The sequence below is a fragment of the Chryseobacterium gallinarum genome (assembly GCF_001021975.1).
Lineage (GTDB): Bacteria > Bacteroidota > Bacteroidia > Flavobacteriales > Weeksellaceae > Chryseobacterium > Chryseobacterium gallinarum.
Window position 1 is genome coordinate 4,309,788 of sequence record NZ_CP009928.1, and the last position, 16,790, is coordinate 4,326,577.

The following is a 16,790-nucleotide window of genomic DNA, read 5'->3' on the forward strand; positions in this document are numbered from 1 at the left end:
AAATAGCTTTTTCATTTTATAGATTTTAGTGAGTCTGACTTTTCTTTAATTGCTTTTTTTGCTTCGTTTTCCAATACTGTATATTCTTTTTTAAGAACATCAGCCATTTCTCCGGGACGGTCACCTCGTAGGCATTTTCTTATGTAGTCAAAAGAGTATCCGTATTTTTCCTTTAGAATAATGAGGATACCCTCATTGTAGTTCTTTCTTTTTTTTGTACGTTTGTCCATTGCTTATTTTGTATTTTCAATGAGACAAAGTAAACACTTTTATTTATAATAAACAAATTTATTTATTGTGAACGGCGAATTTTTACGAAAAAAAATAGAATCAACAGGTTTTCAATTAGTTGAAATTGCAGAAAAATTAGGTATAACACCACAAGATTTGCAAAGCAAACTTAAAAGTAAAGATATTAAAACATCTTTTTTGATAAGAATCGCAGAAGCTATAAACAAAAATGTTTATTTCTTTTTTGATGATTATTATAGAGAACATCCTATAAACAGTTTTACATCAAATAAGACAAAAGAGACTATTTTACAACCACAAATTGTGACCGTCGATTCTCACAACAATGATAATATTGTTCTAGTTCCTCATAAACTAAAAGCTGGATATTTGACAGGTTATAATAATCCTGATTTTATAAAGAAATTACCCTCTTATAGGATGCCGGGGTTAAACAATGGAATATTTAGAATGTTTGAGATCGAAGGTAACTCTATGTTTCCAACATTACCCAATAAAAGCTATGTTGTAGGACAGTTTGTTGAAAATTGGGAAGCAGGGATAAAAGACAATCAAGTTTATGCTATTATTTCAAATGAGATAGAGGACGGACTAGTAAAGAGATGTATTAATCGTATTAACAAGTATAATAATCTAATTTGCAAATCCGACAATAGAAGGAGCTATCCCACACAAAACATCGACCCAGCAACAATAAAAGAAGTTTGGGAAGTCAAACTTCATCTCAATTTTCAATTACCTGATCCAGCAGATATTTATGATAGAATGAATGATTTGGAAGCTGAATTACAGGAAATAAAACGAAAAACTTTAAAATAGCCCCCCTACAATACATCAAGCAAGCGTAAATTGCTCATTTTGAATATTTTACACATGATCTATATTGAAAAATAGGGTATCAAAACGCTATTTTTACAACACTTAAAACTGATTTAAGGTATAAATACATAGTAATATAATGGTTTTTATGTACTGATATAGTATCCCTAAAGGTATCCCTAATAGTATCTTTTAACCATTTCTATGCATAAGATTAAATAGACATTAGCTCATAAAATAATTGTCTTTTTACATACTCTAAAAGCTGGCGTCATTATTATAAAAATCTTATTTTAAGCTATTTTAAAGCTATTTTAAAGTATAAATAAAGAAAACATCCCATAAGGATGTTTAAATAGTATTGAAATCAGGTTTAAATGGTAGTAAAATGGTAGCAAATGACATTCAGTTTCACTAACTATTATGGCCGCCTTTTGGACGGAATCCTTTTGTTTATCGGCTTTTTTGGGCTTTTTTGATATTGTTTAGTTTTAGACATTCAGTATTAAGCCCTATAAGATTATGTAATTTTTTACAAAAAAAGAGAAACCAAAAACTGATTTCTCTTTTTATATGTATGATTATTTAATCAAATCCTATATGTGGATAGGCCTTTTTCCTGTAGCATCCAATGCTGCTTCTTTAATTGCTTCAGCATATGTTGGGTGTGCATGGGAACTTCTTGCAATATCTTCGGCACTAGCACGGAACTCCATAGCAATCACGCCTTCTGCAATAAGATCGGCAGCTCTTGCTCCTATGATATGCATTCCTAAGACCTCATCTGTTTTTTCATCTGCAATAATCTTAACAAGTCCATCAACATCACCACTTGCACGGCTTCTTCCCAATGCTCTCATTGGGAAAGAACCTACCTTGTAAGCAACTCCTTCTTCTTTCAGCTGTTCTTCAGTTTTACCTACACCTGCTACTTCAGGCCATGTATAAACAACACCAGGGATTAAGTTATAGTTAATATGTGGTTTTTGGCCTGCCAATATTTCAGCAACCAATGTTCCTTCTTCACTTGCCTTGTGAGCAAGCATTGCTCCTTTGATTACATCTCCGATAGCATAGATGTTGGCTACGTTAGTCTGTAAATGATCATTTACTTTTACTCTTCCTCTTTCATCAAGTTCCACGCCTGCTTTTTCAAGGCCCAGACCTTCTGTATAAGGTCTTCTTCCTACAGAAACCAAACAATAATCTCCTTCTACAACTACCTCTTCTCCTTTTTTATCTTTAGCTGTAACTTTTACTGTATCCCCATTTCTTTCAACTGCAGATACTGCTGTAGAAAGCATGAACTTCATTCCTTGTTTTTTAAGAACTTTAGTCAATTCTTTGCTTAAAGCTCCATCCATTCCCGGAATAATTTTATCCATGAATTCAACAATGGTTACCTGAGCTCCTAATCTTAAGTAAACAGATCCCAGTTCAAGACCGATTACTCCTCCTCCGATCACTACTAAATGCTTAGGGATTTCTTTAAGATTTAAAGCTTCCGTAGAAGTAATGATTCTTTCTTTATCCAAAGAGATGAAAGGTAAGCTGGATGGCTTGGAACCTGTTGCAATAATGGTATATGTAGATTCAATCGTTTCAGAAGAACCGTCTTTTTTAGTGATTTTGATCTGGGTAGCAGATTCAAAGCTTCCCACCCCTTCAAAAACAGTAATTTTATTTTTGTCCATCAGGAAGTTAATCCCTTTGGTTGTCTGATCCACTACTTCATTTTTACGCTCAATTATTCTTGCAATATCTGCCTGAGGTTCATTAATAATAATCCCGTGGCTTGCAAAATTATGCTTTGCATTCTCGAAATGCTCAGAGCTGTCAAGAAGCGCTTTTGACGGAATACATCCAACGTTAAGACAAGTTCCGCCTAAAGTTGAATATTTTTCAATAATTGCTGTTTTGAAACCTAACTGTGCTGCACGGATTGCAGCTACATAACCACCAGGACCAGAACCTATTACGGTAACATCGAATTGACTCATGTTATTTTATGAATTTGTTTATTATTATCTTACTTAAGTCTCACAAATTTACATATAAATTACCAAGCACCAAAGTGAGTTTTATCAATTTTGAGATCAAAAAAATTTAAATACCTTAACGCGGTGATCAATCTACCCGTACTCTGCCTTGTCCGATAGTTCCCGTACTATCAAAAAATGAACCTCCATAAACATACCATTCAAGGCTTTCAAGATATTCTACTGCATTTTCCGGAGTGATCTGTGAACGTTTTTTTTTGGAGACAATTCCTTTGTACCATCTTCCTGATTTGGAATAATGCTCATATTCAACAAAATAATGGACCCATATTCTCTGGCATAATTTGCATTGCTGAATTGTTACTTCTCCATGTCTTCCGTTAGTATGATCAATACCTAGTTCAGAGCTTCTAAATTCAGTATAATTATGGTCTGGTTTTTCACAAGCGCACCCTATTTTAGGAATCATATTCATTGTATTTCTTATTTGAGGCACAAAAATACTAAAAACCCATCAACCTGAAATTACAATCAACAGTATACCTCAAGTAAATGGTTCTTTTACATACAAAACATCTAATTACTCGGTCTTACATCTTGTTTTTCAATCGGATGTAAATTTTAATGTTGAAAAAAATCATAATCAAAATCATAACCAAAGACGGTAAAATCTGGCTATAGGGTTTATAATCCGGCAAAAGAGTTCCTACAAAAGCAGATAAAAGCGCTCCCATTGCACTGATCATTTTACTGGAATGCTCATAGCGCCACAAATTGCCATATCGGGATGCCGGAATACAATACCGAAAAACATCATAAGAAACCACCAACAGCAAATATCCTACTCCGGAGTAAATGACTACAGGGTTCCAATAAAAGCCTATGAATTTAAGATAATACACAAACACCAAAGCAATGGTTAAAGCACCCAACATGGCCAAAAGGTCTTTTAAATAAAAACGGTTTGATTTTTCTTTTAAAACCCGGAATCCGGAATACGTATTATAGGCTGCCAATACAGTAATTAATAACAGGAACAGGTTTCTTTTAAATACAATGACTCCGAAAGCTCCAGTCGTTACCACAACAATCATACAATAGATAAAAAGGGTTCCGAGTTTTACATGCAGAGGTGTTCCTTTTGTTTTAAACAGAATCAAAAATCCGACAATGAGTGCGATGGTTCCACTGATAACATGCACAACAATATTACTTAAATGAAGAGGTGTGTCCATAATTTTTTGATGGCAAAACTCCTATAAAACACAGGTTTGATCGTCCTAAATGATCGGTTAGGACTCTTTTTTGACAGATCCGGACTTCTTAAACTCAGAAGGCGTCATCCCTGTTTCTTCTTTAAAGATCTTATTGAAAGTAGATTTTGAATTAAAGCCTGACTCAAATGCAATGCCTAAGATTGAATATTTTTCAAATTCAGGATCTTTCAGTTTTTCCTTTACCTCTTCTATTCTGTAAGCATTCACAAACTTGTAAAAATTCGTATTGAGTCCTTGATTTATAGTCTGCGAAAGCTGATGGGTGGAAATATTCATTAATGAAGACAGTTTCTGCAGACTCAGCTCTTCATCCAGATAAGGTTTAGCTGTTTCCATGAATTCTAAAAGCTTTTGAGAAATACCATCGGAACTGTTTTTATTCATAACGTCGGATTTCTCTTCCTGTTTCAGGATGATCTCTTCAGTAAGAGTTGTCTGCTGATGGAACACAATACTCTGTCTTAAGCTAAAGAATACAATACAGAATAAATATCCGCTTTGTACTACAGCAACAATTTGAAAAATCTTATCAAAAGGAATCACATCCGTTCGTGTTCCTAATGCAATCATGCAGAAAACTCCAATAAAAAGGATAATTAAGGAAATAATAATATACTTCAGCCAGTTAAGATTGATCTTTTCAAGTGCTGAATAATATTCAGGGAGCATTTTCTGATATTTTTTCAAAGCAAGAAAACATAAAACAATATAAACCACCGGCACAACAGCCATTGGAAATGTTATCAGATTCAATAATCCGTTTTGATCCTTTTCAGTAAAATAAGGAATACTATTTTTAAACCCTATACGGCTGTAGAATATTGAAATCCCGATAAAAAACAAACTGTACCCCAGAAAGAACAAAGAATGCCTGATCAGATAGTCTGAACGAAACGGAATATTAAAAGTAATTGAAATAACGTAAAGATAAAGCATTCCCATACTTAATACCGGAAGCGCAAACCCGAAAGCCTGAACTTTCTCAGGAAGTAAAGATGGAAATAAATAATAGGCAAGATTAGCGGCCCCTACCAACAGCCAAACCATAAGGTAATAATCTGAAGAAACATTTTTCTTTTTGGAAAACAGCAATGCTATGCACATGAATGCAATAATGATCCCCGAAAAAGCAACGCTTCCCAATATCAACATTAGATAATCGTTTTGATATACTGCAGTTTATTAATAAGTTCTTCACATTTCTGTACTACCCGATCATAGTATTGATCTGTAATTGCTGATAATCTGGCATCCAGTTTAGATAAATATTCCTGATTATAAACCTCCCGTTCTTTGGATAAAGGGAAAAAGCTGGTTTTTGAAGAAAACTCTTCGAAAATATCAATATCAACTCCTTCCAGAGACTGAATATATTCAATCTGATCATAAAAATATTCCATCTTCAAACATCCTTCCCGGAGGTCAATCTGCCTGGTAGACATCGCGATGGCATTGGAATGCATCTTTTTGATATATCGGTTCCGTTTCAGTTCTTCAAATTTATTCATATTATTTGATAAGGTCCAGTAGTACTTTTTCGTATTTATCCAGAATAATATTTTTTGAAAACCTAGATTTAATCGAGTTTTTTATAGCATCACGATTATTATCCTGGTGCATCACGTTGATTATCTTTTGGGCAAAGCTTTCATAATCTTCAATATTGGCAATTTCACCATTCACATTGTGCTGGATGATTTCGTTAATTCCTCCCGGACAGTTATTGGCCAGCGAGTAAGTTCCACAAGCACCCGCTTCCAAAAGTACATTGGGAAATCCTTCATATCTTGAAGAAAGGATAAACAGATCCGCATACTTTAGAAACTGATACGGATTCTCCTGTCTGCCATGGAAAATGACATTTTTCAAGCCCAAAAATTCCTTCATCTGAAGTAAGACTTCCCTGTCTTTTCCATCCCCCAGAATATGGAGAAGGATATTTTCATTTTTAAGCCTTGAAAAAACTTTCAACAGGTTATCAAAGCCCTTCCTGGCTGATAAATTACCAATAGCCACTACATGTTTATAGTTGTATTTATAGCTTTCCGGCTTAATGGATAATGCCAATTTATCATCTATAAATTCAAAATCGACAGGGTTATTGATCTTGATGATTTTCTTTTTTTTAATATTAAAATTATCAATCAGATCTTTCATCATATCATCACTTTGAGCAATAATTCTTTGATAATTATTGTAAAAATTATAAAAGAATTTTATTTCCTTCCTTGTCACATGTTGTGAAACTACATTGGTTTCCCTGGCAATAAATTTCGTTCTGGGAAAAAGCTTGATAAACAACGCCAGGTAAGCATTCACTTCTCCAAAACCGGAAAATACAACATCAGGTTTCCTTCTGTAAATTTCTCCTAAAATCGGTTTTAATGAATGTCTGATTCTTTCGGTATTGATGTCTATAATTTCAACATCTTTTTTCAGGAAATTGAGATATCCGCCCTGTTTACGCAACAGCAAGATCTTAGGATCAAACCGATCCCTGGAAAGATGATTCGCTATAGTAGTAACAATTCTTTCTGCACCTCCGGTTTCTAAGTCCGGCAGAATAAATATGACAGATATTTTTTTCATCAGTTAAAGTTACTAAAAAGTTTCATTACGTGTCAAATATTGATGAAACGAAGATTTTTTAATCAACTACGGTCAGCTCTACAATCCGACCGATAATTCACAAAAATACTTATTCCGGGTTAAAAAGCTAGGCTCTGATCAAGTGTAAAAGTTGCTCATTCCCAACTTTTTGAAAATAGCCTCTATTCTTGATGACCCTGTAATAAATAAGCAGAGCTGAAGAAAATTTCAGCTCTGCTCAATATTTTATTATTCTTTCTAAAAAACAGTTTAAATAAATGATATTTCCTCTTTAGTTGGCAACATCACTAATGAATTTAATTCTCAGCATCCTTACCTCTTCATCGGAAAGCTCATCCCCGAATTCATCCAGCAGTACCTTCATGCTATCACTTTCGGATTCATTCATAAACTCCATGAAACCATCTACAATGTCTTCATCAAAATTATCTTCAATATAATAATCAATATTGAGCTTGGTTCCCTGGTAAACAATTCTTTCCATTTCTTTCAAAAGCTCATCCATGGAAAGATTCTTAGCTCTCGCAATATCCTCAAGGTCGATTTTCTTATCAGTACTCTGGATGATGAAAACTTTATGGCTGGATTTATTAGCCACCTGTTTCAATACCATATCCTGGGTACGTTCTATATTGTGATCTTCTACATAGGTTTTTATGAAATCTGCGAATTCCTTACCGTATTTTTTAGCTTTTCCTTCTCCTACCCCGTAAATTTTCATAATTTCTTCCACAGTGATAGGATACTGAACCGTCATATCCTCTAAACTCGGATCCATAAATACCGTATAAGGAGGGATCCCGTGTTTTTTGGCAACTTTTTTCCTCAGCTCTTTTAATTGATTAAAGAGATTCTGATCCAGACCTCCTCCCGCCTGCATCTGTATCTGATCGCTATCGGCTTTAGCCTGAGTAAGGTCAAATTCCCGGTCTTCAGCAATTAAAAAGACTTCTTTGGATTTGCCTTCCAGCATTTTTTTGCCTTTTTCTGCAATCTTTAAAACCCCATAGGTTTCAATATCTTTCTGTAAAAAATTCTGAACAGTTGCCTGTCTCAGGATCGTTTTCCAATAATTGTCTTTCTCTTCTTTTCCAAAGCCGAAATAAGGATTTTGTTCCAGCTTGTAAGACTTGGTTACCGCTGTTTCTTTTCCTGCAATAACAGAAATCAGATCTTTGGCTTTAAACTTTTCTCCGGTGTTGCTGATAAGTTCCAAAACTTTTTTCAAATCGGAAGTAGCGTCCTTCAATTTTGGGGGATTAGACGAATTATCACACATTTTTGCACCTTCTCCATTCACAGGATCAAAGCTCTCTCCGAAATAATAAAGGATATATTGTCTTCTGCTCATTGAAGTTTCGGCATACCCTACCACTTCATTCAGAAGCTGCAATCCTATTTCTCTTTCTGAAACAGGTTTTTGGGCTAAAAATTTCTCCAGTTTTTCAATATCCTTAGGATCGTAGAAAGCCAGGCAGTGTCCTTCACCTCCGTCTCTTCCTGCTCTTCCGGTTTCCTGGTAATAACTTTCCAGCGATTTTGGGAAGTCGTAATGGATCACAAAACGTACGTCCGGTTTATCAATTCCCATTCCGAAAGCAATGGTTGCCACAATGACATCTACTTCCTCCATCAGGAATTTATCCTGATTGGCAACTCTTATCTTTTGATCAAGTCCTGCATGATAAGGGAGTGCATTGATTCCGTTTACCTGCAATAGCTGAGCAAACTCTTCTACTTTTCTCCGGCTCAGGCAATATACAATTCCTGATTTTCCTTTATGCTGGTTGATAAATTTAACAATTTCCTTATCTACATTAATTTTAGGACATACTTCATAATACAGATTCGGACGGTTGAAGCTCTCTTTAAAAACCATTGCATTAGTCATTCCCAAAGTTTTCTGGATATCATCCTGGACCTTGGGAGTGGCAGTAGCCGTTAAAGCAATCACCGGTACATTTGCGATTTTATCAATGATCATTTTCAAATTTCTGTACTCCGGTCTGAAGTCGTGCCCCCACTCTGAAATACAGTGCGCCTCGTCAATCGCGAAGAAAGAAATTTTAACTTCTTTCAAAAAGTCCAGATAATCATCTTTAATCAATGATTCCGGAGCTACGTACAAAAGCTTGGTCTTCCCGCTTTTTATGTCATCAAAAACCTGTTTTGTCTGTGTCTTATTCAATGATGAATTTAATACATGTGCTACCCCATCATCAGATGAAAGGCCATTCACTGCATCTACCTGATTCTTCATTAATGCTATTAAGGGCGAAACGACGATTGCCGTACCTTCGGAAATCAGTGCCGGAAGTTGATAACATAATGATTTCCCACCTCCTGTGGGCATCAGTACAAAAATATCTTTCCCGTTTAAAAGGTTTTCAATGATTTGTTCCTGCTGTCCTTTAAATGTAGAAAATCCAAAATACTTTTTCAATTCGCCTGATAAATTGGCTTTTTTTGCGCTCATCTAATTTTCTATTGCTAAATTTGCATATAACCCAAAGTTATAAAATTTCTGCTTAAAATAAAAGCGAACGAATTTATAAAAAATAAAATTTATATTAAATATTCTTTTTAAAATATAACGTTTTTTAAGAACTTTTTTGTATACATTATCTTCATAAAATGGATAGAACCAACATTATAACAATTGCTAAAAGTACTTTAGAAATTGAGATTTCAGAATTAGAAAAATTAAAAAACAGAATAAATGACGATTTTGCCCGCGCTGTGGAGATCATTCATTCAGCAAAAGGGAAACTGATTGTAGTAGGAATAGGAAAATCTGCCCATGTAGGAAACAAAATTGTAGCTACTCTCAACTCTACCGGAACTCCTTCACAGTTCCTTCATGCTTCAGAAGCTATCCACGGAGATCTGGGGGTGATACAGAAACAGGATGTAGTACTGTGCATTTCCAATTCCGGGAATTCTCCGGAAATAGCCAACCTGGTTCCCTACTTAAAAGATTACTCTTCTGCCCTGATCGGAATGACAGGAAATAAAAACAGTAAGCTGGCTGAATTTTCTGAAGTTATTCTGGATACTCATGTTGATGTGGAAGCTTGCCCTAATAAACTGGCTCCCACAAGTTCTACTACTATCCAGATGGCATTGGGAGATGCGTTGGCTGTAGCGCTAATGGAGCTCAATGAGTTCAAAGCTAATGATTTTGCCAAATTTCATCCGGGTGGAAGCCTCGGGAAAAATCTTACTTCCAAGGTAGAGCAATTTCTGTCCTCTCAAAAGCCACAGGTGACTGAAAATGCACCCATCAGGGATGTTATTATTTCTATCAGTGCTTCCAGCCATGGTATTACAGTAGTTACCAATGGTGATCGGATTATCGGGGTGATTACAGACGGAGATCTGAGAAGAATGCTCATGAAGGAAGAAGACATCAGTAAAGTTCTTGCTAAAGACATCATGTCTGCAAATCCCAGAACCATTGAAAAAGATGCGCTTGCTAAAGAAGCTATGAAAGTATTAAAAGAAAACAATATCGGGCAGCTTGTTGTCACTGAAAACGGGAAGTATTTTGGTATTATCGATCTGCATAAGCTGCTTGATGAAGGAATAAATTAATCCATTCTCATGAGCCAGTTTTTGAAAAACCATATCAGGCAGGTAACAGACCTTAGTGATGAAGAGTTTGAAACCGTACGGACTTTTTTTACCCAAAAGAAATTCCGGAAAAGACAATTCCTGATTCAGGAAAATCAACCCGTTCATGAGATATACCTGATTGAAAAAGGCTTTCTCAAAAGCAGTGTGATAGATGATTCAGGTAAAGAACATATTCTGCAGTTTGCGGCGCCTAACTGGTGGATTTCAGATTTTGCAGGATTTTTTAAACAAGAAATCTCCTCTTTAGCTGTGGATTGTATTGAAGATTCAGAGGTTTATGCCCTATCTTATACCAGTCTTACTCTTCTTTGCTCAGAAGTTCCCTTGATGGAGCGTTTTTTCAGGGTAAAATCGAACTTTGGATATGTGGCTCTGCAGCAGAGGATTCTTTCGTTAATGAGTAAATCTGCCAAAGAACGTTATGAAGATTTTATCAGACAATACCCCGGTTTTATAGATCACATTCCCAAACAGCTCATTGCCAGTTATCTGGGAGTTTCAAGAGAAACATTAAGCCGGCTATATTCATAAAGATGTGACATGGATCACATCTTTTTTTTGAGGTATGTCCTTATACTAATCCTCAGAAAATGACAATCTTTGTGTATAATTTTTAATGATAAATCCATGAAAAAGAAAGCATTAATTGTTGTAACAAGCGTAGAAAAATATCCCGGTATGGACAGGGCAACCGGTTTATGGCTGGGAGAAGCTGTTCATTTTTATGAAAAGCTGCATGAAAAAGGCTATGAAATTGATTTTGTAAGCCCTAAAGGAGGATATACCCCACTTGATCCTGTTTCCCTGCAGATGTTTGTACAGCCGGTTGACTGGAAATATTATGCTGATCCCACTTTCAGAGAAAAACTGGGCAATACACTGAAACCGGAAGAGATCAAGCCTGAAGATTACAGTGTTATTTATTATACCGGAGGGCACGGTGTGATATGGGATTTCCCTGATAACGGAGCTATTCAGGAAATAGCCCGTACAATTTATGAAAACGGAGGGATTATCTCTTCGGTATGTCACGGAGCTGCCGGGCTTTTCAACATTCAATTATCTGATGGAGAACTGCTGATTAAAGGAAAAACGGTAACAGGGTTTTCAAATTCCGAAGAGATTGCTGCAGAACTCGCAGATCATGTGCCTTACCTTACAGAAGATGTATTGAAAAGCAAAGGAGCTCACTATGTAAAAGCAGATCAGGACTTTGCACCTTTCGCCGTATCAGATGAGAGATTGGTTACAGGTCAGAATCCGCAATCCGGGGGAGCAGTAGGTGAAAAGGTTCTTGAAATCCTGGAAAAATAAGGAATACAATCATTTTTTTAACAACAGATAATAGCTTTTATTATCTGTTTTTTTATATGAAAACAACAGTGTAGGTATTTCGCCGGAAAGTGCTTTGTAAACTTGAACAAAATCATGACCAATAAATTCTAAATACTGATTATTATTTCATAATTTCGCAGACTTAAACCAGCTTACCTTTTACAGGTGTAGATTTTACGATATGGAGGATAAAAAAGACATGTCCTTTCTTGGGCACATTGGAGAGCTAAGAGGTCATCTCGTCCGCTCGATTATTGCTATTATAATTGCTGCTTTTGCTGTTGGTTTCAATATCAACTGGATTATGGACCATATCTTTTTTGGCCCTACTAGGAATGATTTTCCTACTTTCAGGATTGTTAACCATTTTTCCAGATTGCTTTTGGGGGAAGACAGCATTCACCTCCCCAAAGATTTTCCTGTACGTGTACAGAGACTTTACCAGCAATTTAATGTGATGATGGCTGTTTCTATTTTTGGAGGAATGGTAGCGGCTTTCCCTTATATTGTCTGGGAATTGTGGCGTTTCATCAGTCCCGCTTTACATCCGAGGGAGAAAAAGAATTCTATCTATATCATCAATGCTGTATGGATTCTTTTTATGACAGGAGTTTTATGTGGCTATTTTTTAATCCTGCCTTTCGCTGTTAACTTTGGAGTGATTTTTAAAATTTCGGATATTATTGTTCCGCTTTATGATCTGAGTGATTATACTACCCTGTTTTTACAGGTGGTTTTAGGTATGGGAGTTATTTTTCTTTTTCCCATTCTGATTTATTTCCTTACCAGCATTGGAATTCTCACTCCAATGTTTATGAAAACCTATCGCCGTCATGCCATTGTTCTGATTATGGTGGTAGCGGCCATTATTACTCCGGCAGATGTTTTGAGTATGCTTATGGCAGCTTTCCCACTGCTTGTATTATATGAATTCAGTATTATGATGTGTAGTATCACGTACAAAAAAATTCAGAAGAGCAACAGTAATCTTCCTGCAGTGCAAGAATAATCAGGATACAAAAGATTATTAAGACAGAAAATATACTTTAAAAATAGCCGGGGTTTAGTTTTGAACCCCGGCTATTTTGTTGTATCCCATGATTTCTTATGTGCATTTTTTAAAGTTTAAGACTAATCATTATAGCTCGTCTTTTTACTTTATTTATTCACATTTTTACATTTTCACAATTTTGCTGTTAATTAAATTTTCTATTTTTGAAAAGATTATTAATTAGATTTCAAAATGAAAAAATTATCATATACCCTTATTCTTGCATCAGGACTTGCTTTTGGACAATTTTTTGAAAAAGATAAGGTTTTCACCAGGCAGGACACTTTAAAAGGCAGTAATACCCAGTTCAGAAATTTTTGGGATGTTAAAAAATACGATCTTTCCGTAGAGCCTGATTTTGCCCAAAAAAGTATCAGGGGAAACAACAAAATAAGTTTTGAAATCATCAAAGACATTACCAATCCGGTATTCCAGATTGATCTTCAGCAGCCCATGAAAGCTGATAAGGTAGAAGGAAATTTTTCTATTAAAGACTGGAAACAAGAAGGTGACTTTATTTTTATTACTGCCAATAAAAAATTTAAAAAAGGGGAAAAATACACCATTGATGTTACCTACTCAGGGAATCCTCTTATTGCTAAAAATGCGCCGTGGGACGGAGGCTGGGTTTTCACCAAAGATGAGAAAGGAAATCCATGGATGAGCGTTGCTGACGAAGGCATCGGAGCTTCTATCTGGCTTCCTACCAAAGATATCTGGAGCGATGAGCCTGATAATGGGATTATCATGAAAATCATTACCCCGAATGACCTTGTGGGAGTCGGAAACGGAAGGCTTATTGATAAAAAAACCGACGGTAATAAAACAACCTACACGTGGCAGGTTAAAAACCCGATCAATGCTTATTCTATTATTCCTAACATTGGAAAGTACGTCAATTTTAAAGATACATTCAACGGGGAAAAGGGAAAACTGGATTTAGATTACTGGGTGCTGGATTATAATCTGGATAAGGCACAAAAACAATTCCAGCAGGTAAAACCTATGATTTCGGCTTTCGAATACTGGTTCGGTCCTTACCCATTTTATGAAGACTCTTATAAACTGGTAGATTCTCCGTACCTGGGAATGGAGCATCAAAGTAATGTTGCATATGGAAACGGATACCAGAACGGCTATCGTGGAAAAGATCTTTCTGGAACAGGTATCGGGCTAAAGTGGGATTATATTATCATCCATGAAAGCGGCCATGAATGGTTTGCCAATAACATTACTGCCAAAGATCAGGCGGATATGTGGATCCATGAAAGTTTTACGATGTATTCCGAGGTTCTTTTTACAGAGAAATTTTTAGACAAAAAATCGGCTGACGTTTATATGATCGGCCTCAGAAATGTTATCCAGAATGATGTTCCTATTATTGGACAATATGGGGTAAGAAACGAAGGAAGTGGTGATATGTATCCGAAAGGAGCCAATATGCTCCATACGATAAGGCAGGTCATCAATAACGATGAAAAATTCAGGCAGATCTTAAGAGGCCTAAGCAAAGAGTTTTATCATCAGACCGTTACTACAAAACAGATTGAAGATTACATTTCAGCAAAATCAGGAATTGATTTTTCAAGTGTTTTTAATCAATACCTGAGAACGATAAAAATTCCAACCCTGGAGTATTCTCAAAACGGAGACAGTTTAAAATTCCGGTATACAGATGTAGTTGAAAACCTGAAATTGCCTGTAATCATTAACGGAGATCAAACCATTACTCCGACGGAAAGCTGGCAAACAGTCAAGTTGAAGAAAAATACTCCTGTTGAGCTTAATCCAAACTATTATATTCATTATAAAAACGTTCAGTAAAGTATAAAAAGGCAAATTTGCAAACCGCAGATTTGCCTTTCGTTTATAAATTTTAAGAAAAGTTTAATATTCATTTTCGTAACAAAATGAGCAAAAAAACAACTACTTCATTATAAATATAAATTCAATGAGAAAAACAGCACTTAGCTTAGGCCTTTTTGCCGCTTTTTTAGCGAATGCCCAATCTATAAAAACAACGATTGACCTTGTCAACGTAAAAGATGATAAAGTAGCCGTTACCATGGAGTTCCCGAAAATGAAATCAGGGGATATAAAATTTCATTTCCCTAAAACGGTTCCGGGTACCTATTCTGAAGATGATTACGGAAGGTTTATAGAGGGGATCAAATTTTATGATAACAAAGGAAAGGAACTGACATATACGAAAGTGAATGACAATACTTATTCGTTGAAAAATGCTCAAAATTTAAATAAAATCACCTACCTGGTGAACGACAGCTTTGATGATGAGATGGACACCTCAAAACATAAAGCCGTGTTTTCTCCATCCGGAACTGATATCGAACAGGGTAAAGTGTATTTACTTAACACCCATGGCTTTATCGGATATATTGATAATATGCAGGATGTACCCTATCAGCTTATCATTCAGAAACCAACCGATTTCTATGGAACCACGGCTCTCGTAGACCAGGATAAGTCTGAATCTACCGATACGTTTACATTGGCTAATTATGCAAAAGTAACCGATTCTCCGCTGATGTACACCAAACCGGACTATATTACCTTCAATGCCGGTGGTATGGAACTTGTATTGGGCGTTTATTCTCCTACAGGAAAATACAAGGCTTCCGATTTTAAAGATAATCTTGAAAAAATGGTCATTGCCCAGAAGAAATTTTTAGGGGATATGAACACCAATAAGAAGTATGCAATCATGCTTTATCTTTCCGGTGGAGACGGTCCTCAGATCAAAGGTTTCGGGGCATTGGAACATCATGAATCCACAAGTGTTGTTCTTCCGGAAGCGATGCCTAAAGATGCAATCGACAAAACAATCACCGATGTGGTTTCACACGAGTTTTTCCATACGGTAAATCCTTTGAAAACACATTCTGAAGAAATTCATTACTTCGATTATGCAGATCCTAAAATGTCTCAGCATCTGTGGATGTATGAAGGAGGAACCGAATATTTTGCTAACCTGTTCCAGATTCAGGAAGGGCTGATCAATAAAAATGAGTTTTTACAAAGAATGAACGAAAAAATCGCCAATTCAAAAAACTATGATGACACCATGCCATTTACGGTAATGAGTAAAAACATTCTGAAGGAACCTTACAAAGACCAATACAGAAATGTATATGAAAAAGGAGCTCTTCTGGCCATGTGTCTGGATATTGAGCTGAGAAAACTTTCCAACGGAGAAATGGGATATCGCGATATGATCAGAAAATTGTCTCAGAGATTTGGCGAAAATAAGCCTTTCAAGGATGATAAACTGATTGATGAGCTGGTAGCAGTAACAGGTTATTCCCAGGTAAAAGACTTTTACAACAAATATATTGCGGGCAACCAGCCTACTCCTTATGCAGAATACCTGAACATGGTAGGAGTAGAGATCAAGAAACAGGAAAGCCAGCCTATTTTCTGGTTTATTAAAGATCCGAATCAGACCGGTTTTGATGAAAAGACCAAAGCATTTGCTTTTGACGAAAACTCAGCGTTGTCGCCATTTGCCAAAAGCATCGGATTCAAAATCACCGATCAGGTACTTGCCCTGGACGGAAAAACAGTGGATATTCAAAAGATTCAGGATTTCATCAACTATACGAGAACCATCAAGGATGGTCAGGAAGTGAGTGTTACTATTTTAAGGGATAATGCGGGAAAGAAAGAAAAAATGACCTTAAAGGGAAAAGCTATCCTGGACAAGATGACGATGGAAATCCTCAGCTATAAAACGAATCCAAGCCCGGCAGAACAGAAACTGCAAGATCAGTGGCTTACTGGTAAAAAATAAGA

General features: G+C 36.0%; 15 protein-coding genes. 7 read left to right on the forward strand and 8 right to left on the reverse strand.

Annotated elements, in window-relative coordinates:
- Positions 1–11 precede the first annotated feature (11 nt).
- Positions 12–230 (reverse strand): hypothetical protein, encoded by a 219-nt coding sequence (locus tag OK18_RS19240; protein ID WP_053329069.1) that lies wholly within the window; start codon positions 228–230, stop codon positions 12–14.
- Between the two features lie 67 nt (positions 231–297).
- Between OK18_RS19240 and OK18_RS19245 the strand changes: the two genes are divergently transcribed.
- Positions 298–1,071, forward strand: a complete 774-nt coding sequence (locus OK18_RS19245) for a hypothetical protein (RefSeq protein WP_053329070.1) — start codon at positions 298–300, stop codon at positions 1,069–1,071.
- Positions 1,072–1,667: 596 nt separating this feature from the next.
- On the opposite strand, the gene lpdA is transcribed toward OK18_RS19245, so the two are convergent.
- From lpdA to recQ, 7 genes are all read right to left on the reverse strand, one after another.
- Entirely contained in the window at positions 1,668–3,071 is a 1,404-nt protein-coding gene (gene lpdA, locus OK18_RS19250; protein ID WP_053329071.1) for a dihydrolipoyl dehydrogenase, read from the reverse strand.
- Positions 3,072–3,198: 127 nt separating this feature from the next.
- Entirely contained in the window at positions 3,199–3,540 is a 342-nt protein-coding gene (locus OK18_RS19255; protein WP_156173339.1) for a hypothetical protein, read from the reverse strand.
- 121 nt (positions 3,541–3,661) lie between these two features.
- Positions 3,662–4,306 (reverse strand): DUF2306 domain-containing protein, encoded by a 645-nt coding sequence (locus tag OK18_RS19260; protein ID WP_053329073.1) that lies wholly within the window; start codon positions 4,304–4,306, stop codon positions 3,662–3,664.
- Positions 4,307–4,363: 57 nt separating this feature from the next.
- The gene (locus OK18_RS19265) at positions 4,364–5,500 is read right to left on the reverse strand and encodes a helix-turn-helix domain-containing protein (protein ID WP_050020776.1); all 1,137 of its coding nucleotides are present in this window, start codon (positions 5,498–5,500) and stop codon (positions 4,364–4,366) included.
- Positions 5,500–5,856 (reverse strand): DUF2489 domain-containing protein, encoded by a 357-nt coding sequence (locus tag OK18_RS19270; protein WP_053329074.1) that lies wholly within the window; start codon positions 5,854–5,856, stop codon positions 5,500–5,502. The genes OK18_RS19265 and OK18_RS19270 overlap by 1 nt, the downstream gene beginning before the upstream one ends.
- A gap of 1 nt (position 5,857) precedes the next feature.
- Positions 5,858–6,937, reverse strand: a complete 1,080-nt coding sequence (locus tag OK18_RS19275; RefSeq protein WP_053329075.1) for a glycosyltransferase — start codon at positions 6,935–6,937, stop codon at positions 5,858–5,860.
- Positions 6,938–7,229: 292 nt separating this feature from the next.
- Positions 7,230–9,434 carry a DNA helicase RecQ gene (gene recQ / locus OK18_RS19280; RefSeq protein WP_050020774.1) on the reverse strand — a complete coding sequence of 735 codons (2,205 nt, stop codon included), beginning with the start codon at positions 9,432–9,434 and terminating at the stop codon, positions 7,230–7,232.
- A 158-nt stretch (positions 9,435–9,592) separates the two neighbouring features.
- On the opposite strand from recQ, the gene OK18_RS19285 reads away from it, so the two are divergent.
- The 6 genes from OK18_RS19285 to OK18_RS19310 all read left to right on the forward strand — a co-directional run bounded on the left by OK18_RS19285 (position 9,593) and on the right by OK18_RS19310 (position 16,788).
- Positions 9,593–10,552, forward strand: coding sequence for a KpsF/GutQ family sugar-phosphate isomerase (locus OK18_RS19285; protein WP_050020773.1), 960 nt, complete (start codon positions 9,593–9,595; stop codon positions 10,550–10,552).
- Positions 10,553–10,561: 9 nt separating this feature from the next.
- Complete coding sequence (locus tag OK18_RS19290) at positions 10,562–11,125, forward strand: Crp/Fnr family transcriptional regulator (RefSeq protein WP_053329076.1); 564 nt, start codon at positions 10,562–10,564, stop codon at positions 11,123–11,125.
- 96 nt (positions 11,126–11,221) lie between these two features.
- The gene (locus tag OK18_RS19295) at positions 11,222–11,908 is read left to right on the forward strand and encodes a type 1 glutamine amidotransferase domain-containing protein (protein WP_053329077.1); all 687 of its coding nucleotides are present in this window, start codon (positions 11,222–11,224) and stop codon (positions 11,906–11,908) included.
- A 202-nt stretch (positions 11,909–12,110) separates the two neighbouring features.
- Complete coding sequence (gene tatC, locus OK18_RS19300; protein WP_053329078.1) at positions 12,111–12,938, forward strand: twin-arginine translocase subunit TatC; 828 nt, start codon at positions 12,111–12,113, stop codon at positions 12,936–12,938.
- A gap of 234 nt (positions 12,939–13,172) precedes the next feature.
- Entirely contained in the window at positions 13,173–14,804 is a 1,632-nt protein-coding gene (locus tag OK18_RS19305; RefSeq protein ID WP_053329079.1) for a M1 family metallopeptidase, read from the forward strand.
- A gap of 127 nt (positions 14,805–14,931) precedes the next feature.
- Positions 14,932–16,788 (forward strand): M61 family metallopeptidase, encoded by a 1,857-nt coding sequence (locus OK18_RS19310; RefSeq protein ID WP_050020770.1) that lies wholly within the window; start codon positions 14,932–14,934, stop codon positions 16,786–16,788.
- Positions 16,789–16,790: the final 2 nt, after the last annotated feature.

What these genes read in the sequence shown, in the direction of transcription:
- OK18_RS19275 (WP_053329075.1), bottom strand. Translation starts at nt 6,937, where the DNA reads ATGAAAAAAATATCTGTCATATTTATTCTGCCGGACTTAGAAACCGGA.
- OK18_RS19305 (WP_053329079.1), top strand. Translation starts at nt 13,173, where the DNA reads ATGAAAAAATTATCATATACCCTTATTCTTGCATCAGGACTTGCTTTT.
- OK18_RS19260 (WP_053329073.1), bottom strand. Translation starts at nt 4,306, where the DNA reads ATGGACACACCTCTTCATTTAAGTAATATTGTTGTGCATGTTATCAGT.
- OK18_RS19240 (WP_053329069.1), bottom strand. Translation starts at nt 230, where the DNA reads ATGGACAAACGTACAAAAAAAAGAAAGAACTACAATGAGGGTATCCTC.
- OK18_RS19285 (WP_050020773.1), top strand. Translation starts at nt 9,593, where the DNA reads ATGGATAGAACCAACATTATAACAATTGCTAAAAGTACTTTAGAAATT.
- tatC (WP_053329078.1), top strand. Translation starts at nt 12,111, where the DNA reads ATGGAGGATAAAAAAGACATGTCCTTTCTTGGGCACATTGGAGAGCTA.
- OK18_RS19290 (WP_053329076.1), top strand. Translation starts at nt 10,562, where the DNA reads ATGAGCCAGTTTTTGAAAAACCATATCAGGCAGGTAACAGACCTTAGT.
- OK18_RS19310 (WP_050020770.1), top strand. Translation starts at nt 14,932, where the DNA reads ATGAGAAAAACAGCACTTAGCTTAGGCCTTTTTGCCGCTTTTTTAGCG.
- OK18_RS19265 (WP_050020776.1), bottom strand. Translation starts at nt 5,500, where the DNA reads ATGTTGATATTGGGAAGCGTTGCTTTTTCGGGGATCATTATTGCATTC.
- OK18_RS19295 (WP_053329077.1), top strand. Translation starts at nt 11,222, where the DNA reads ATGAAAAAGAAAGCATTAATTGTTGTAACAAGCGTAGAAAAATATCCC.
- OK18_RS19270 (WP_053329074.1), bottom strand. Translation starts at nt 5,856, where the DNA reads ATGAATAAATTTGAAGAACTGAAACGGAACCGATATATCAAAAAGATG.
- lpdA (WP_053329071.1), bottom strand. Translation starts at nt 3,071, where the DNA reads ATGAGTCAATTCGATGTTACCGTAATAGGTTCTGGTCCTGGTGGTTAT.
- recQ (WP_050020774.1), bottom strand. Translation starts at nt 9,434, where the DNA reads ATGAGCGCAAAAAAAGCCAATTTATCAGGCGAATTGAAAAAGTATTTT.
- OK18_RS19255 (WP_156173339.1), bottom strand. Translation starts at nt 3,540, where the DNA reads ATGATTCCTAAAATAGGGTGCGCTTGTGAAAAACCAGACCATAATTAT.